At 70.4% G+C, this 16379-nt stretch carries 18 protein-coding genes and 1 tRNA gene; 7 read left to right on the top strand and 12 right to left on the bottom strand.

Going from position 1 to position 16379, the window contains the following annotated elements; translation table 11 throughout:
- The first annotated feature begins 21 nt into the window (after positions 1-21).
- Positions 22-639, top strand: coding sequence for an ImmA/IrrE family metallo-endopeptidase (locus tag ACIBH1_RS14040; RefSeq protein ID WP_397314665.1), 618 nt, complete (start codon positions 22-24; stop codon positions 637-639).
- A complete protein-coding gene (locus ACIBH1_RS14035; protein WP_397314099.1) occupies positions 636-1163 on the top strand; it encodes a hypothetical protein in 528 nt (175 codons plus the stop codon). Before ACIBH1_RS14040 ends, ACIBH1_RS14035 begins: the two co-directional genes overlap by 4 nt.
- Before the next feature lie 57 nt (positions 1164-1220).
- Here the strand turns inward: ACIBH1_RS14035 and ACIBH1_RS14030 are convergent, their stop codons facing one another.
- Positions 1221-3680 carry a LuxR C-terminal-related transcriptional regulator gene (locus ACIBH1_RS14030; protein WP_397314098.1) on the bottom strand — a complete coding sequence of 820 codons (2460 nt, stop codon included), beginning with the start codon at positions 3678-3680 and terminating at the stop codon, positions 1221-1223.
- A gap of 121 nt (positions 3681-3801) precedes the next feature.
- Between ACIBH1_RS14030 and ACIBH1_RS14025 the strand changes: the two genes are divergently transcribed.
- Positions 3802-4833 carry a hypothetical protein gene (locus tag ACIBH1_RS14025; protein WP_397314097.1) on the top strand — a complete coding sequence of 344 codons (1032 nt, stop codon included), beginning with the start codon at positions 3802-3804 and terminating at the stop codon, positions 4831-4833.
- Between the two features lie 9 nt (positions 4834-4842).
- On the opposite strand, the gene ACIBH1_RS14020 is transcribed toward ACIBH1_RS14025, so the two are convergent.
- From ACIBH1_RS14020 to ACIBH1_RS14010, 3 genes are all read right to left on the bottom strand, one after another.
- Positions 4843-5208, bottom strand: coding sequence for an RNHCP domain-containing protein (locus tag ACIBH1_RS14020; RefSeq protein ID WP_181612352.1), 366 nt, complete (start codon positions 5206-5208; stop codon positions 4843-4845).
- Complete coding sequence (locus ACIBH1_RS14015) at positions 5208-5555, bottom strand: RNHCP domain-containing protein (RefSeq protein ID WP_397314096.1); 348 nt, start codon at positions 5553-5555, stop codon at positions 5208-5210. Before ACIBH1_RS14015 ends, ACIBH1_RS14020 begins: the two co-directional genes overlap by 1 nt.
- Before the next feature lie 175 nt (positions 5556-5730).
- Positions 5731-6132, bottom strand: coding sequence for a DUF1992 domain-containing protein (locus ACIBH1_RS14010; protein WP_181612350.1), 402 nt, complete (start codon positions 6130-6132; stop codon positions 5731-5733).
- A 94-nt stretch (positions 6133-6226) separates the two neighbouring features.
- Here ACIBH1_RS14010 and ACIBH1_RS14005 point away from each other — a divergent pair, with 94 nt between their 5' ends.
- Both ACIBH1_RS14005 and ACIBH1_RS14000 read left to right on the top strand, forming a co-directional pair.
- Positions 6227-7078 (top strand): helix-turn-helix domain-containing protein, encoded by an 852-nt coding sequence (locus ACIBH1_RS14005; RefSeq protein ID WP_397314095.1) that lies wholly within the window; start codon positions 6227-6229, stop codon positions 7076-7078.
- A complete protein-coding gene (locus tag ACIBH1_RS14000) occupies positions 7065-7808 on the top strand; it encodes an SAM-dependent methyltransferase (protein WP_397314094.1) in 744 nt (247 codons plus the stop codon). Before ACIBH1_RS14005 ends, ACIBH1_RS14000 begins: the two co-directional genes overlap by 14 nt.
- Here the strand turns inward: ACIBH1_RS14000 and ACIBH1_RS13995 are convergent.
- From ACIBH1_RS13995 to ACIBH1_RS13975, 5 genes are all read right to left on the bottom strand, one after another.
- Positions 7786-8766 (bottom strand): cobalamin biosynthesis protein, encoded by a 981-nt coding sequence (locus ACIBH1_RS13995; protein WP_397314664.1) that lies wholly within the window; start codon positions 8764-8766, stop codon positions 7786-7788. The genes ACIBH1_RS14000 and ACIBH1_RS13995 overlap by 23 nt on opposite strands.
- Entirely contained in the window at positions 8741-9523 is a 783-nt protein-coding gene (locus tag ACIBH1_RS13990) for a phosphotransferase (RefSeq protein WP_397314093.1), read from the bottom strand. The genes ACIBH1_RS13995 and ACIBH1_RS13990 overlap by 26 nt, the downstream gene beginning before the upstream one ends.
- 81 nt (positions 9524-9604) lie before the next feature.
- Entirely contained in the window at positions 9605-10384 is a 780-nt protein-coding gene (locus ACIBH1_RS13985; protein ID WP_397314092.1) for an ABC transporter permease, read from the bottom strand.
- Positions 10381-11325: an ATP-binding cassette domain-containing protein gene (locus ACIBH1_RS13980; RefSeq protein WP_397314091.1), complete on the bottom strand. Its 945-nt coding sequence runs from the start codon at positions 11323-11325 to the stop codon at positions 10381-10383. The genes ACIBH1_RS13985 and ACIBH1_RS13980 overlap by 4 nt, the downstream gene beginning before the upstream one ends.
- Before the next feature lie 126 nt (positions 11326-11451).
- Positions 11452-12054, bottom strand: coding sequence for a PadR family transcriptional regulator (locus tag ACIBH1_RS13975; protein ID WP_397314090.1), 603 nt, complete (start codon positions 12052-12054; stop codon positions 11452-11454).
- A gap of 115 nt (positions 12055-12169) precedes the next feature.
- Here ACIBH1_RS13975 and ACIBH1_RS13970 point away from each other — a divergent pair.
- A tRNA-Arg gene (locus ACIBH1_RS13970) sits at positions 12170-12243 on the top strand.
- Positions 12244-12563: 320 nt separating this feature from the next.
- Here ACIBH1_RS13970 and ACIBH1_RS13965 read toward each other — a convergent pair.
- The 3 genes from ACIBH1_RS13965 to ACIBH1_RS13955 all read right to left on the bottom strand — a co-directional run bounded on the left by ACIBH1_RS13965 (position 12564) and on the right by ACIBH1_RS13955 (position 15420).
- A complete protein-coding gene (locus ACIBH1_RS13965) occupies positions 12564-13529 on the bottom strand; it encodes an IS481 family transposase (protein WP_397314089.1) in 966 nt (321 codons plus the stop codon).
- Positions 13530-13688: 159 nt separating this feature from the next.
- On the bottom strand, positions 13689-14156 hold the full coding sequence (locus ACIBH1_RS13960) for a hypothetical protein (protein ID WP_397314088.1): 468 nt from the start codon (positions 14154-14156) through the stop codon (positions 13689-13691).
- A gap of 502 nt (positions 14157-14658) precedes the next feature.
- A complete protein-coding gene (locus ACIBH1_RS13955) occupies positions 14659-15420 on the bottom strand; it encodes a hypothetical protein (protein ID WP_397314087.1) in 762 nt (253 codons plus the stop codon).
- Between the two features lie 163 nt (positions 15421-15583).
- Between ACIBH1_RS13955 and ACIBH1_RS13950 the strand changes: the two genes are divergently transcribed.
- The gene (locus ACIBH1_RS13950) at positions 15584-16363 is read left to right on the top strand and encodes a L,D-transpeptidase family protein (protein ID WP_397314086.1); all 780 of its coding nucleotides are present in this window, start codon (positions 15584-15586) and stop codon (positions 16361-16363) included.
- Positions 16364-16379 lie beyond the last annotated feature (16 nt).

The raw sequence follows: 16379 nt of genomic DNA, 5'->3' as shown, positions 1-16379 counted from the left end.
GAGTGCTTGGCGGTTCGTTTGGTGTGTGTTTTGGGTGGGCCTCTCGGTGGGGGGGGGGCGCCCCCGCGCGGGGGGGGGGTGGGGGGGGGGGGGCGGGGGGGGGGGCCCCCCCCCCCCCCCCCCCCCCCCCCCCGCTTCACCGCCGCCCACGAACTGGGCCACCATCTGCTCCAGGACGTCTACCACACTGATGTCAGCGTGGCCGCGAGTGTGGATGACCGCGAACGCATCATCGACGCCTTCGCTTCCGCTCTGCTCCTACCCGAAGATGCTGTGACCGCCCAATGGCAGTGCCGCGGCGACGCCGACGTCCGCACCCGGCTGATCGCGGTCTCCGGCACTTACCGCGTGTCATGGTCGGTGGCGGTTGCGACGGCGTACCAGCTTGGCCTGATCGGGGCAGCCGAGCGCCAAAGTCTACGTGCGGCCACCCCGGTTCGCGGGGACTTTCTGGCTGTCCTGGGTCGTGTGCCCGAGCCCGATCTGATCATTGGTGAGACCGGGCCCAACTGGCGCATGGCCGTTCTGGCAGGCTGGCGACAGCGGCGGATCAACGCGGCGCGAGTAGCCGAATTGCTCCGGGAGCCTCTCACTGACGAAGACCTTCCCCTTCGAGAGGCGATGCCCTGCACGCCATGACGACTCCTCCCCGAACCTTCGTCTGGGATGCCTCCGCGCTGCATCACGCCGCGGTGGCTGACCGGCTCGACGTCTTGGGTTCGATCGTCAGCTCTTGGCGCAACGTAACCACGGCGGCGGTTCTGCAGGAACTGGCTGGCAATGATCTGACCCTCGCCGGTCAGGACTGGTTGGAAGTAGTCCACGTCGACGGCTTGGCCGAGCTCGTTCTGCTGGCCCGGTGGGTGAACGTCTTCTCTTGTAACGCCCACAACCGCGGCGAGGCGACAGTTCTGGCTTGGGCTGAAGCCCATGGCGCTACCGCGATCACGGATGACCGTGACGCCCGCATCGCTGCCAAGCAGGAAGGGCTGGACGTACACGGCACACTCTGGGTCATCGCCGAAGGCATCCGAGCCGGTGTGCTGGACGGCGGCTCCGCCTCGGGGTTCGTGGACGCGTTAATGGCGAGCGGCGCGCGTTATCCGTTCTGCCGCGGACAGTTCCTGGTGTGGGCTGCGAAAAATTGCCTCTTGGCGCCATGACGCTCCAAACGACGGGCGCTGTTGGGCCCAGCTGGCATCGTGGCCCAACTCCGGACCTCACTCCCTCCCCATCAACAACTCCGCCAGCTCCCGCCGGTCCCGCGCCCCCGTCCGCTCGTACACCGCCCCCAGCGTGTTGGCCACCGTCCGCACCGACAGCACCAGCCGCTCGGCGATCTCCCGGTTGCTCAGCCCCTGCGCCGCCAGCAGTGCCATCTCCCGCTGCCGTGGCGTGAGGTCGGGCAGCTCCAGCCCCATCAGCGCGGGTGTCCGCACTCCCTGGCACCCCTGGGCCACCTGCCAGGCTCGGGTCTCGGCGGCGCGGGCGGCGCGGGCGGCGCCTGCGCGGCGGTGGGCCACGGCGGCCTGGGCGTACGCCTCGGCCGCGTAGAGCGCGCAGCCGAGTCGCTCGAACTCTCCTCCCACCTCCACCAGCGCGCCGCCGTCTCGCGCGTGCGCGTGCCGGACGAAGGTGGCCAGGAGCGGCCCTTCGGCCCGGGATGCGTCCAGGCGCGCCGCGACCAGTCCTGCCTGGCCCAGCCGTACGACGTCGTGCAGGGCGAAGGCCTCGTAGCAGGGCAGCGTCGCGGAGGCGAGGGCCAGCGACGCCGATATCGCCCCCGACAGGTCGCCGCGCGCGGCCAGCGACCACACGCGGGCGGTCTCCAGGGGAAAGATGTACGGGGGTCCGACGGGCAGGGCCATCGTGTCGGCGCGTTCCAGGGTTTCTGCGGCGCCGGCGACGTCGCCGAGCAGGGCCTGGGCGTGGGCGAGTTCGCCGAGGCAGGGGCCGGCGAGCGGGCCGCGTTCCGGCAGGGAGGCGCAGACCTCGCGGGCGCGGTCATGGGCCTCGCGGACCTTGCCGCGCATGCGCAGGACGCGGGCCTGCTGGGCGCCGAACTGGTGGATCACGCGCGGCCACGCGCCGAACTCGCCGCCCAGGCGCAGGCCCTCGTCGGCGGTGCGGGCGGCGGCGTCGAGGTCGCCGAGCACGAGCTGGGCCTGGGCGACGCTGTCGAGGAGGCTGGAGGTGAGGCTGGGCAGGCCGTACGGCTCGCGGGCGATGTCGGCGGCGGTCGCGGCGGCCTGCTCCAGGCATTCGGACGGGCGCGCCTGGTAGAGGAGGATCGCGGCGCGCGTGACGCCGTGGGCGCGGGCGCCGCGCGAGCCGTGGGCGAGGTCGTGGGCGACGATGCGCCGCATGAGGGTCTCGGCGCCCGGCAGGTCTCCGGCGGCGGCGGTGAGGGAGGCGCGGGTGCCGAGCAGGCCGAGGGCCAGTTCGGGGTCGCCGGGGCGAACGCCGTCGATGAGGGCGAAGGCGTCGTCGACCCGGCCGAGGCCGAAGAAGAGGTTGAAGGCGCGGTGCACGGTGCAGTCGATGCGCTGCTCGGGGGACAGGCCGAGGCGGTCGGCGGCGGCGAAGACCTGCTCGGACTCGTCGTACCTGTCGCTGTAGAAGAGCACGGTGGCCAGGGCCAGGCTCGCCGCGGCCCCGCCTCCCGCCTCGACGGCGGCCCTGGCCAGTCGTTCGGCCAGCCGCAGGTCGCGGGTCACCCGCGCCCTGTCGCATCCGGCGAGCAGCAGGGTGGGGTCGGCGGGCGCGCCGCTGTCGAGGCGCCAGACGGCCACGCGCAGCACGTCTTCGCGGCGCCGCTGCCCGGCGGCCGCGACGGCGTCGGCCAGGCGGCGCATCAGGCCGCGAGCGCGCAGCAGTCCGCATCCCGAGCGGATCACCTCGCCGTAGAGCGGGTGCGCGAGCCGTACCTGCAGGCGTTTGCCGTCGCGGTCGACCGCCACGAGGGCCCGGTCCTCCAGGCGCTCCACCGCCGCCTCCGACGACAGGTCGGCCAGTAGGTCGGCGCCGAGCGGCTCGCCGTACGCGAGGAACTCCAGCACCTCGCGCTCGTCGCCGGTCAGCTCGCCGATGCGCCCGGCGATGGCCTCGCGCAGCGACGGGGTCATGGTGACCTCGCCGCGCCAGCGCCACACGCCGCCGGCACAGGCCAGCAGTCCTGACAACACCAGTTCGCGCAGCCACAGTGCGTTGCCGTCGCTGGCGCGCCACAGCCGGGAGACCGCCGCGGGCTCGACGGGGCCGCGCAGGGCCGCGGCCAGGAGCTCGGCGGTCTCCTCCTCGGTGAGCGGGCTCAGGTCGAGGCGGGGCAGCAGGTCGTCCTTCCACAGCGCCTGGACCGCGTCGGGGGCGGGCGTCTCGGTGCGGACGGTCACGACGACTCTCGTACGGCGGTGCACGACGAGGTGGTGCAGCAGGGCGGCGGAGGCGGAGTCGAGCAGGTGGGCGTCGTCGACCACGACGAGCGGCGCCTTGATCGCGGCTGCGGCCCACCCGAGGGGGTTGCCCTGCGGCGGTTCGGCGGGCAGGAGCGCGGCGAAGGCGCCCAGCGGCAGCGCGGCGGCTGCCTCGGTGGCCCGCACCCAGGCGGCGGGGGCCGGGGCGGCCTCTCCGAGCGCGTGGGAGACCAGACGGCTCTTGCCCGCGCCCGGCGGACCTGCCACGACGATGCCGTGAGAAGCCGACCTGATCGCCGAGACCTGGCTGCTACGCCCGCAGAATGGCCACACACTTGAGTATGGCTTACTCATGCGCGGGAGCGCCGGGGAACGGGATCGTCAGATCATGAGCCTGCGGGATGTGGTCAGGGTGTGCGTGGGGGATCCTGGCGCGGAGATCGCCGGGCACCAGCGCGAGGCGTTGCGGTTCGCGGCGTTGTCGACGCGGGAGCTGCTGCGCTTCAGCGGCGTGACCGCCGACGGGCGGCCGTGGTCGGTGATGTCCAAGACGATCGAGTCGATGAAGCACGCCCCGATGCTGCAGCAGATCCCGCCGCAGGAGCGGGACAGGGCGGTCGCGCACTACCCGTGGCGTGCCGACGCCGACCTGTACCTTGATCCGCCGCCGCTGCCGCCGGGGCTCAGGCTGCCCGAGATCTACCTGATCGAGGACCTGGGCGACGACCGGCTGCGGATCTGGATGGAGGACGTGGAACAGGCGTCAGGAGGGTGGGACCTGCCGCGCTATCGGCGGGCGGCGCGGCTGCTGGCCGAGCTCGCCGCGCTCAGCCCGGCCAGGGAGGCCGATCTGGGCATGCGCTACTACCTGGCCGGTCCCGTCGAGAACGCCTGCCTGCCCGCGTTGCGCGATCCGGGGTTCTGGCGGCATCCGCTGGTCGCCGCCGCCGTCGATCCGCTGCTGCACGCGGACCTGCTGGCTCTGGCCGACCGCATCCCCGACCTGCTGGCCCTGTCGGAACGGCTGCCGCACTTCCACGCGCACGGCGACGCCTGCCCGCAGAACCTGCTGGTTCCGGCGGACGGCTCGGCCGAGTTCGTGGCCATCGACTGGAGCTGGCCCTATGCCACGGTGATCGGCTTCGATCTGGGGCAGCTGCTGGTCGGGCAGGCCAACGACGGGCTGGTCGATCCGGCGGAGCTGCCCGCGATCCACGAGGCGATCCTCGACTCCTATTCCGCGATATTTCCGGATAAGGAGGTCTACGAGGGCTACGTCGCCTCGCTGGTCCTGCGCACCGCCTGGATGGCGCTGCCCCTGGACCGGCTCGGCGAGCCGCCCACGCCCGAGCTCCACGAGTTCTTCCGCCGCCGCGCGGGTCTGGCGAGGTTCATCGTGGATCTCGGGCGCGGGCTCTGAACGAACGGGCTACCGCTTGGCCATCAGCGGGGCCACCGCCATGCGGACCAGCGCGAGCGCGTTGTCGTCGCCCGCGATCCTGTTGGCGCTGAGCTCGCCGCACGAGACGCACTCGTGGATGAGCATCCACTCGCCGTCATGCCGTACCGACAGGCTCAGCGGGTGCATGCGCCCCCGGCAGGCCGCCTGACGGTCGCCCGGCACCCGGCGGTCCAGGTGCAGGCTGGTCAGGCAGTTCGGGCAGTGGTTGCGATGCGCGGTGCCCGGCGCCTCGAACGGCACGTCGAGCCGGCAGCTGACGCACCTGAAGGTGTCGGGACCCGTACTGATCTTGCTGCGTTGCGGCCGCCGTTCGCGGTCCTTACGGCGCGGCATCACAACCTGCCCAGCGCTTCGAGCGGGAAAGGCGGATTCGACAGCGGCCGTACGGCCATGCGCAGCAGGATGAGCTGGTTGTCGTCCTCACGGACCGGTGAGGACGTCAGCTCTCCGCAACGCGAACAACGATGGATGATCATCCATTCGCCGGTGCGCAGCACCGCGATGGAGATCGGTGCCATGCGTGAGCGGCACTCCGAGGCGCCGCCCTGGACCCGGTCCAGGACGTGCAGGGAATGCAGGCAGGTGGGGCAGTGATCACGACGCCCTCCGCCGGGTGCGCCGGCCGAGACGGTCAGGCCGCAGCGTTCGCAGACGAAGGTGTCGATGAGATGTGCGGACAACGCCGGAGCTCCTTGCTCTCTGAAAGAAGAAAGGGGGCAAGGAAGGCCGAGCGTGCGTTTCTCAGCTGTGGTGGAAAGGCGCGCTCGGCGCGGGCTGGGTCATATGCCATTCCTCGGGTCGGCTCCGGACGGGTCGCGGGGAGCGTAACAAGGAGGCCGAGCGCGCGGCCAACCATTATTTGCGGCGTGCCCGCCACTCCCTGACGATCTCGTCGGCGTCGAAGGGCATCAGGTTGAGCGGGGGACCCGACATCGCCGTCCGCAGCGCCTTGGAGATGCGCGCGTTGATCTCCTCGACGATCTGCCGCGCCTGGGTCTCCGACCGGGCGCCGAGCGCCTCCTCGCGCGCCACCTCGGCGTCCTTGCGCAACTGGAGCGTCGGGGGAAGGGGCAGTTTCAGCCCTTCGTCGCGCACCTTCTGCTTGACCCACCACAGGTCGTCGAGCGGCTCACCGGCCCCCGGCAGCGGCTTGCCCGTGCCGGGCAGGTCGTCGAACTCGCCGCGCTCGGTCGCTTCACGAATCTGCTTGTCGATCCAGCTCTCGAAAGGCATGCCCAGGGGCTTGCGGTCCGTCATGCAGTCAGCCTACAAAGTCAGGAATCTGAATGATTCTCGGGTTAATCTGTGACGCCTGCCGTACGCTGCGATGGCTCGTCCAGCGGAGGTTGAAGTGAAAGCAGAGACTCTGGTCGGTGGCCACCTGGCGCTGTTACGCACGCGCCGCGGCCTGCGGATGGAGGAGGCCGCCACAGCGGTGGGGCTGACGCTGGCCCAGGTCTCCGGCGCCGAGCACGGCCGCCACCCGCTGGGGGAGCAGGAGGTGGGCAGGCTCCTGACCCTGTACGGCGTGCACGACTGGCACGAGGCCCAGCACCTGCAGTCGCTGGTGCGCGGCGAACGATCGCCCGGCTGGTTCGACGAGCCGCCCATCCCGCTCTGGATGGCCGCCGCGCTCGACGCGGAGGACCGCGCCAGCCTCATCTACAGCTACGGCCCGCACTACCTGCCGTCCCTGCTGCACACCCGCGCCTACGCCGAAGCGGCGGTGCGCGCCTTCCAGCGTCCCGGCGCGACCCCCGAGCAGCTCCGCGGCGGCGCCGACCTCATCATGAAACGCCAGGAGCTGCTGCGCCGCGACGAGCCGCCGACCCTCTGGGTGGTGCTCGACCGCAAGACCCTGCTCGACCCGCCCCTGGCAGGAGTGGAGGCACGGCTGGCCCAGATCGACCACCTCATCGAGGCCGCCAAGCAACCGCGCATCACCCTGCAGATCACCCGGCCCAGCGCCGTCACCCAGTACCTCTACCAGGGCGCGCCCTTCACCCTCACCCGCTTCCCCGAGGCGCAGCGCGCCGACCTGCTCACGCTGCACATGATGCACGGACCCCGGATGGTCTCCGACCGGCAGCAGGTCGAGGACTACCACGTCGCCTTCGCCCGCCTCTACATCTCCGCCCACCCGGCCGACGTCACCATCGAGGTGCTGGCCGAGATCAGGGAGCAGCTCAGTGGACAGGCCTGAGGACCTGCTATCACGACCCAGCTCGGCACGCATCTACGACGCAGCGCTCGGCGGCAAGCAGAACCTCGGCGCCGACCGCGCGGCCCTGGCCAGCACCCGCGCGCTGAGCCCGACGACCGCGCAGGCGCTCATCGCCCACCACCAGCAGGTGCACCGGGTGGTGCGCTACCTGGCGGTCCAGGGCATCGACCAGTTCCTGCTCGTCGGCAGCGGCCTGCCCAGCGCCCTGCCGCCGCACGCGACCATCCTCCCCCTCAACCCCCTGGCCCGTGTCGTCTACGCCGACCGCGACCCGCTCGCCCTCGGCCACGCCCGCGCCCTGTTCACCTCCGACCGGGTGCGCATCGCCGACTGCGACATCAGCCGCCCCGAGGACGCCCTCGGCCACACCTTCCTCGACTGGGACCGGCCCGTCGCCGCGGCGGTGTTGTCGATGCACGAGGTCGCCCACTCGCCGGTCCCCGCCTACCGCGCCGCGCTCGCACCGGGCAGCTTCCTGTGGCTCACGCTCTGCTCCCTGGAAGGCTTTCCGCAGGAGGTACAGGCGACGGTCCGCGACATGCGGCTCGGGCTGACCTTCAGGACCGTCCGGGAATGTCACGAACTGCTCGACGGGCTCGAACTGGTCGAGCCCGGGCTGGCCTGGGTCAGCCAGTGGCGGCCCGACGGGACGGAACCGGCGATCGTCCCCGAGCACTGCGGCTGGCTCACCGCCGTCGCGCGTTTGTGAGCCCTCGTACGAACGCCACTGTTACGGCCGCCGCCGCGGCGCCCAGGCAGACCCGGCGCGCCAGCCGTACCGCCCGCCTGATGTCGCCCACCTCCGGCTTTCGGCCGTCGCCCATCTCGGGGCGGTGCTCGACGCGCGTGCCGTACACGTTGGTCCCGCCCAGCGTGATCCCCAGACCGCCGGCGAAGGCGGCCTCGCAGCGGCCCGAGTTGGGGCTGGGATGGCGGTGGCCGTCCCTGCGCAGTACGGCGAGCGCGTTGCGGCGATCGGGGGCGGCGGCGACGGTGATCAACCCCGTCAGGCGGGCGGGAATGTAGTTGGCCACGTCGTCGGTCCTGGCCGCGGCCCAGCCGAACCGTTCGTACCTGGGGGAGTGGTGCCCGACCATGGCGTCGAGCGTGTTGATCGCGCGGTAGGCCAGCAGGCCGGGCACACCCGCGACCGCGCCCCAGAACAGGGGGGCGACGACGGCGTCCGAGGTGTTCTCGGCGACGGACTCGATGGTCGCCCTGGCGAGCTCGGGGGCCTCCAGGTGCGAGGGATCCCGCCCGCACAGGTGCGGCAGGCGCTCGCGAGCCGCGCCGAGGTCGCCCGACTCCAGGTGGCCGGCCATGTGCTCGCCCTCACGCGCCAGCGTCGTGCCGCCGAGCACCGCCCAGGTCGCGGCGGCCGTCAGCAGGGTCCTGGCCGCCGGAGGGGCCTTCTCCGCGGCGACGCCCAGGGCGGTGGCCGAGCCGACGAGGATCGCGACGTGCGCCACCCCGTTGGCGCGGGCGTCGCCGTACAGCCTGCGCTCCAGAGCGGCGGCGGCGCGCCCGAAGAGCGCGACCGGGTGGCCGCGGCGCGGGTCGGCGAAGGCGGCGTCGAGCGCGACGCCCAGGGCGAGGCCGAGGGCTCTAGACGAGATGTGTTTCTGCTCGACGCCGGGCGCTCTAGACGAGATGTGCACGAAGTTCATCTTCGTGTACATCCAGCCATGCGGCGGCCCGCCTGATGCGCTGCCCCGCGCCCGACGACCACATCGTGGCCCAGGCCCCGCCCCGCGCCGCCCGCTCGCGCATGACCGCGTAGGAGCGGTGGAAGCGCAGGCGCGACAGCTCGATGAGGCGGCGCCGCTCGCGGGGCAGCAGGCCGTACGCGTCGCAGAAGAGCCTGATGCGAGGGCCGGGATCGGTGTCGCGCAGGACGGCGGGCCGGTCGACCGGGTCGGCGATCGGCGCCCAGTGCCTGAGGGTGGTGACGACGTCGAACAGCCGCGTCGTGGGGCGGGCCAGGTCGAAGTCGACGAAGGCGACCGGAGTCGCGCCGCGCAGGATCACGTTGTCGGGCGTCAGGTCGCAGTGGCCGATGACCTCGGGCGGCCCGTCGTCGTTGGAGCCGCCCTCCCAGCCGTCGAACGTCAGCGGGAACGACGCGGTCGCGTCGTGGAACTCGCGCAGCAGCACGGCCAGCCCCTTGAGCGCCTCGTCGCTCGCGGCGTCGTCGGTCAGGCCCGCGACGCCCTCGACGTAGGTGACCACCTCGCGGCCGCGTGAGTCGAAGCCGAGCACGCGCGGGGCGCCGTCGAACCCGGCGCGGTGGAGGTGGTCGAGCAGGGCGTGCACGTTGGGCGTCGACGGGCAGGCCGGTCTGCGGACGGTGTCGCCGATCCGCACCACGCCGTCCGTCACGTCTCCGCCTCGCAGCGGGATCTCGTGCACGAGCGCCGTGACCATGGCAGAAGAGCATAAAGCCATCTCAGGGGCTCGCGCCTGGCGTTTTCTGCCAGACGCGAGCGAGTTGTTATCTGGCTTTTACTACAGAGACCGGTTGTACGCCCTGAATGCCCGGGTGCTGGCGAAGCCCAGCAGCAACGTCAGCGCCGCGAGCAGGCCCAGGTGCGCCCAGTCGACGGTGCCCGCCATCGCCTCGCGGGCGGCCACCACCGCCCAGTTCACCGGGTTGTAGGCCGCCACCGTCGCGATCCAGTCCGGCATGACCTGCTCGGACATCATCGTCGACGACAGGAACATCAGCGGCAGCACCAGCAACTGCGTGGCGCCGATGAGCGCCTCCGTGGTCCTGGCCAGCAGGGCGATCGCGTTCGACAGGCTCGCGAACGCGGCCACCATCAGGATCGCGGCGACCAGGGCGAGCAGGACCCCCGGCCCGATCGTCGCGCCCATCAGCCACGCGGCGACCAGGACGATGCAGGCCTGCACCACGTAGACGATCGCGTTGTGAAGGATCGATCCGGTGATCAGCGCGCCGCGCCTGACCGGGGTGGTCAGGACGCGGTCCATGATGCCGCGCTCCATGTCGTCGACGAACGCCGCCCCGCTCCAGCCGCTGCTGAACAGGGCCGTCATGATGAGCACCCCGGGCAGGAGGAAGTCGAGGTAGTCGCCGGCGCCGAAACCGGGGAGCTCGACGATACGGCGGAAGAGCTGGCCGAAGAGGAGGAGCCAGATCATCGGCTGGATGAGGGTGATGACGACGAACATCGGCTGGCGGAGAAGAGCGCGCAACCCCCTGGTCATGAAATATCCGGCATGACGCACGAACTGCCCCCGCACCCTCACGGTCGTGGTGCTCACGCCGCCACCTCCTCGAAGACGCGGCCCGCGTGGCGCAGGTACACGTCGTCCAGCGACGGCCGGGCGACCGTCACCGACAGCACCGCCACCCCCGCCGCATCGAGCGCCGCCAGCACGGCGGGCACCGCCGCCGCCCCGTCGTCCGCCCTGGCCCGCAACGACCTGCCCGCCGCGGTGATCTCCGTCGTCAGCCGCTCCAGCGCCCGCTGAGCCCGCATCGCGTCGCCGGCCTCGGCCAGCTCCACCTGTACGGCATCGCCGCGCAACTCGCTCTTGAGCCCCTCGGGGGTGCCCAGCGCCACCACCCGGCCCCGGTCGACGATCGCCAGCGTGCTGGCCAGCTTGTCGGCCTCCTCCAGATAGTGCGTGGTGAGCAGGATCGTCAGCCCCTCGTCACGCGAGAGCGCCGCGATCTCCGTCCACATCGCCGCCCGCGCCTCCGGGTCCAGCCCGGTCGTCGGCTCGTCGAGGAAGAGCACCTTCGGGCGGTGGATCAGCCCCATCGCCACGTCGAGCTTGCGCTGCATGCCGCCGGAGTACGTCCTGGTCAGGCGGTCGGCCGCCGCTTTGAGGTCGAAGCGCTCCAGCAGCTCGTCCGCGCGCCGCCTCAGGTCACGCGGGCGCATGCCGTACAACCCGCCGTGCAGGACGAGGTTCTCCCTGCCGGTCGCCCACGGGTCGACGCTGATCTTCTGCGAGACGCAGCCGATCGCCAGCCGTACCCGGCCCGGACTCTTCGTCACGTCATGTCCCACGACGTGCGCCGTGCCCGAGTCGGGCGTGGTCAGGGTGGTGAGGATCTTGATGGTCGTCGACTTGCCCGCCCCGTTGGGGCCCAGCAGTCCGAACACGGTGCCCTCGGGCACCTCGATGGTCAGGCCGTCAAGCGCACGCTGCTTGCCGTACGTCTTGACCAGTCCCCGTGCCGCAATCGCCGGCATGGTCGCCCTTTCTGGTGTCAGGGCGTGGAGGGCTATCCTGAGGTTGCCCGAGGGTTTCGCCTCCACGCGGAACCTTCCGCCCCGGCACCGGTGCTGCAACACCGGCGCCGGGGCTCTTCTGTTCTGTCAGGTTGTTTCGTCCGGCTCCCGATGCCACTCCCGCCAGAGCTCCAGCCCCTCCAGCGTGCCGTCGCGCAACTGCCCGACCAGCTCGCGCAACCAGCCCAGCTCCGCCCGGCGCAGCGTGATCACGTACTCCATCTCGATCAGCAGCAGCCTCGCCAGCCCGTCCTTCAACGCCGACTCGTACATCGCCTCCTGACCCTGCACCTGCTGGGTCAGCCGCATCAGCCGCTCCTCCAGGAGTCGCAGCACGATCTCCGGCTCCAGCACCCCGACCAGCGACAACCCGGCCTCGAAGTCGGTGAACTCCTGGGCCGGCGTCGCGAGCAGGGAGCTCAGCCAGTCGATCATCTCGACGCGCCCGGCCTCGGTGATCTCGTAGATCGTCCGCTCCGGCCTCCTGCCCTCACGGACCACCTCCTTCACCCTGACCAGGCCCCGCTTGTCGAGACTCTGCACGACGGAGTAGAGGGTGCCGTAGTTGAGCTTGATGCTCTCTTCCTTGTGGCGCTCCCGCATGGTGGTGGCCAGCTCGTACGGATGCATCGGCCCTTCGAACAGCAGGGCCAGCACGGCCAGGGCCAGGGGGTTGCTCCTGGATCGCATGGGGCCTCCTGGTCGAATACTCGACTTCGAGTATGTACGGAGACGCGATACATCGCAAGATGGATGGGTAATCGAGTTCGTGGCTGGGTGTGGGATCATGCACAATGATGCGTGGGCGCCCTTAGCTCAGCTGGACAGAGCACCGGACTTCTAATCCGACGGTCGCAGGTTCGAATCCTGCAGGGCGCGCTTACTTGGCCGGTTGAACCCTTCTGATCAGGCCTTTTGTGTGATCGCACTTTGGCGGCATGTGCGGCCCGTAGGCCGTCACCGGTGAGCTGAAGGGCGATCCAACGGCGGGTGGTGACGTCGCCGAATGGTGAGATCGGCCGCGTACTCCCGGCTTCGAGCGCTGGTGAATGTCGAGGGTCGCCTGGTTCGCTCAGCGAAGACGAGTGCCGAAAGCAGGCGGCAGGCGCTGGTATCACAACAAGGACGATCATCGAGTAGTTGTGCTGGCTACATCGCGGAGGCCGCCGCGGTCCTTGCCGACGCCTAGCTGTACTTGGTCATGGACTTGGTGACAGTCGGCTGATGGGTGGCTGGCCGCCGAGGGCTGAGTGGGGTCGCTGATGGTTGTAGTAGTCCAGCCAGGGGCCGAGGGCGTCGGTGCGGTGTTGGTTGCTGGCATACGGCTGGCGGTAGGCCCATTCGGTGGCCAGGGTGCGGTTGAGGCGTTCGGCTTTGCCGTTGGTCCAGGGGCAGTGCGGTCGGGTGAATTTCTGGCGGGCGCCCAGGGCGGTGCAGGCTTGCTGGAAGGCGCGGCTGATGCGGTAGTTCTTGGCGTTGTCGGTCATCACGCGCTCGATGCGGGTGATGCCGTGAGCGGCGAAGAAGGTGGCGGCGCGGGCGAGGAAGGCGGCGCAGGTCTCGCCTTTCTCATCGGTCAGGACTTCGATGTAGGCCAGGCGGGTGTGGTCGTCGATGGCGGTGTGCAGGTAGTCGTAGCCGATCCCGCGTCCGCGGACCTGTTCGCTGCGGCCGTGGACTCGGTGGCCGCCGCCGTCGGGGATGCGGCCGAGCTTCTTGACGTCCAGGTGGATCATGTCGCCCGGTGCGGGGTGCTCGTAGCGGCGGCTGCTCATGCGGGTGGCACGGATCGGGGTACCGGTCAGCGGGTCACACGCCGATAGTGGTTGCGTGCCGTGGCGGCGCAGGATCCGGGTGATGGTGCGGGCGGGCACGCCGGTGGCGGCGGCGAGCCGGTCGGGGCCGGCGCGCAGCTCGTCCCGGGCGGCCAGGACCCGCTGCTCGGTCTCGGGCGGGGTACGACGGGGTGAGGAGCGTGGTCCGCTGCGCCGTTCCCTCAGCCCGTCCCGGCCTTCGGCGAGGTAGCGGCGGACCCAGCGGTGACCGCATTGGCGTGATACGCCCATCTCGGCGGCGACATGGGCCACGGGGCGGCCTTCCTCCACGACACGGCGGACCAGCAGGCATCGGCCGTGGAAGGTGAGCCGGGCGTTAGCGTGTGCCATGAAGACCTCCGTGTGTTTGGTGAAGCGGCAACTCCACTAAGCCCGGAGGTCTTTCTGCTGGTCAGCTACTCACGACCACGTGTCACCAAGATCTTGGCCAAGTACACCTAGCGCGACCCGCGGATCTCTGCGGCTTCCTGAGGGACCTCAGCCGCCGGCTCAGGAATCGACGGTCCTGGTCCGGCGATCTCGCCCGGTGAGGACGGCGCCGTGCACAAGTCCGAAGATGCCGCAGATGCTGAATTGCGTGATCACTCCGATCAGCAGCCGCTCGGGCCAGGTGTCTCCGCTAGCGTCGCTCTCAAGCGTGGCCCACGTGACCGCGAGCACAGCCAGACTGACGGCCAGCAGGGTACGGCTGAGTCGGGCGTAGGTACGTCGGGGAAGCACGCGGCCCAGCCGTATGAGGAGCAGGGGCGCTGAGAGGGTGGCGACGGTGGTGAGGGAGCCGCCTGCGAAGGTGCCCAGGAGGTAGACGATCGGGGCGTCGAAACCCCCGTGATCAGTCCAGTCGTACTTATCGTGTAACCACGATCCCGTGGCCCCGATCAGGGTCAGGGGGACGAGGTGCGCCATGAACGCGGGGATCGTCGTGGGGAACCTGTCACTGTCGGGAGTGTCGGTCATCGCCGCCCTCGATCGGTCCGGTGCGTGCGTCCAGCCTGACACCAGAATGTCTAGCCTCTTCTAGGTCATCGCTGCAATGGCCTGGGTGCCCGGGATGAGTCAGGCTCTGCGGTTCGGGCGGCCGAGTCGGTCCCAGATGTGGCGTGCTCAGATGATCGAGAAGGGGTTCGTATCGATCTGCTCTGCTTCATGCGAGCTGATACGGCTCGCCGTCCCAGACGGGCCACGGGGAACCTGTTGTGATCCGCATCCGATCCACACGTGGTGCCGCCATGGCCCGATTCCGATGCATCCATCGCGTCGGAGTCCGACATTGCGCAGGGTGGTGAGCACCGGGTCAAGAGCTCTGGTGACGTCTGGTGTCCGGAGAGATGCTCGGCTCTTGTCCATGACGCGCAGCCTAGGAAGAGGGATGCCGGTTCGTCGGGGGTTGTGGCCGGGCAAAGGCGAGGGCCCGGATCGTGTACCGATCCGGGCCCTCGCTTCGTTCATGCTCCGAATGTCAGCCGGTGACGGGGACGGAAGTCTTCACCGGCGTGGGGGTCGGGGCGGGCGTGGGGGTCTCGTCCGTCTCCGGCACGTCCTCGCTCCAGTCGACCCAGGTGTTGGTCACCGTGGTGCCCTTGCCGCCGGTGTGCGTCACCGTCGGGGTGGGGGTCGGAGTGTGGGTCGGCGTCGGGGTGTACGTGGGAGTGGGCGTCTGGGTGGGGGTGGTGGTGGGGGTCGAAGTCGGGGTGTGACTCGGCTTCGGGGTGTGCGTGCAGCCGCAGGTCGGCGACGTGGTGGGGGTGTGCGTCGAGGTGGGCGTCTGCGTGGGCGTCGGCTCTTCCTTGCACTGGACCTTGAAGACCTTGTGCTTGGGGGCGCCGTTGCTGCCGTCGAAGTCCCAGTACAGCTTGTACTGACCGTCAGGCAGGTCGATGTCGGCCGTGCGGCCGTGGCCCTTGGCGTCGAGCGTCAGCGTGCCGCTCTTGACCAGGTCCTCCTTGCCGGGCTGGGTCTTGATCTCCCACTTCACCGACTGGACCTTGTCGAAGCCCGACCCGACCAGATAGAACACGCACACCTTGGGCTCGTCGCGAGGGTCGTCCTCGGGAGTCGTCGACTCGTGGACCTTGACGGTGCCGTTGTCGCCGGGCGTGGTCCCCAGGGCCGCTCCGGCGGAGGGACTGGTGGAGACGACGAGCGCTGCGAGCGCCCCCGCCGCGAGCATGAGCGTCGCCGTGAGCCGGCGACTGAAGGAAGAGAGTCTTGGGGGTGTCACGACCGCACCTCGGGAGGAAGTAGAGCTGAGTCTCACGGGACTCATCTATGCAAGAATGACGCATCCGTTGACCCACGCCCCTCAAACGTTCCAAAACGTTATACAGCAGGGTCAAACGGTTAGGCGTTCGTGTCGTCTGTGCCGTACAACTCTGGAGCCGATCGTGCCCCTCGCTGCCCCCCGCCGACTGATCGGCGCCGCGCTCGTCGCCGCCAGCCTCGTCGCCTCGACCCCCGCCGGTGTCGCCGCCGCGCCCGTGACGAACGCCGCCGCCACCGAGGCGGTCGCCAAGCTGCCCCAGGCGACAACCTTCACGACGCTGGCTGGGCTTCCCGCCGACACCGACCTGTACGGCAAGCTGAGCGGCTTCGTCGTACACCCGGTTCGCACGGTCTACGTCTACGCGCAGCCGGGTGGCGCCAAGCCTGTGGCCACTCTGCCGGCCAAGCAGCTCGGCAGCCAGACCTGGGTGCCGGTGATGGAGTCGCGCAAGGGCTGGTACCGGGTGCTCCTGCCCAGCAAGCCGAACCACCTGACCGGCTGGATCAAGTCCAAGGGGCTGAAGACGGCGCGCAGCAGCCACCGGGCGATCGTGACGCTCAGCACCAAGCAGCTGATCGTGATGAAGGGCAAGAAGAAGATCGGAACCTGGCCGGTCGCGATCGGCGGGCCCGAGACGCCGACCCCGACGGGCCGGACCTTCATGCTGGCGTTGATGTCGCCGAAGAAGAAGACGTACAGCCCGCTGATCCTGCCGCTGGGCACCCATTCGCCGACGCTCGACACGTTCGGCGGCGGGCCCGGCACGGTGGCCTTCCACGGGTGGCCGGACAAGAAGGTGTTCGGCAAGGCGGTCACGCACGGGTGCATCCGGGTGCCCGCGAGCGCGCTGAAGGTGCTGGCGCGCATGCCGCTGGGGACTCCGGTCCTGGTCGCTCCCTGAGAACGGTTGCTTGTGG

The organism is Nonomuraea sp. NPDC050663 (assembly GCF_044456985.1).
Lineage (GTDB): Bacteria > Actinomycetota > Actinomycetes > Streptosporangiales > Streptosporangiaceae > Nonomuraea.
This window is presented reverse-complemented; position numbering and strand designations above follow the sequence as displayed.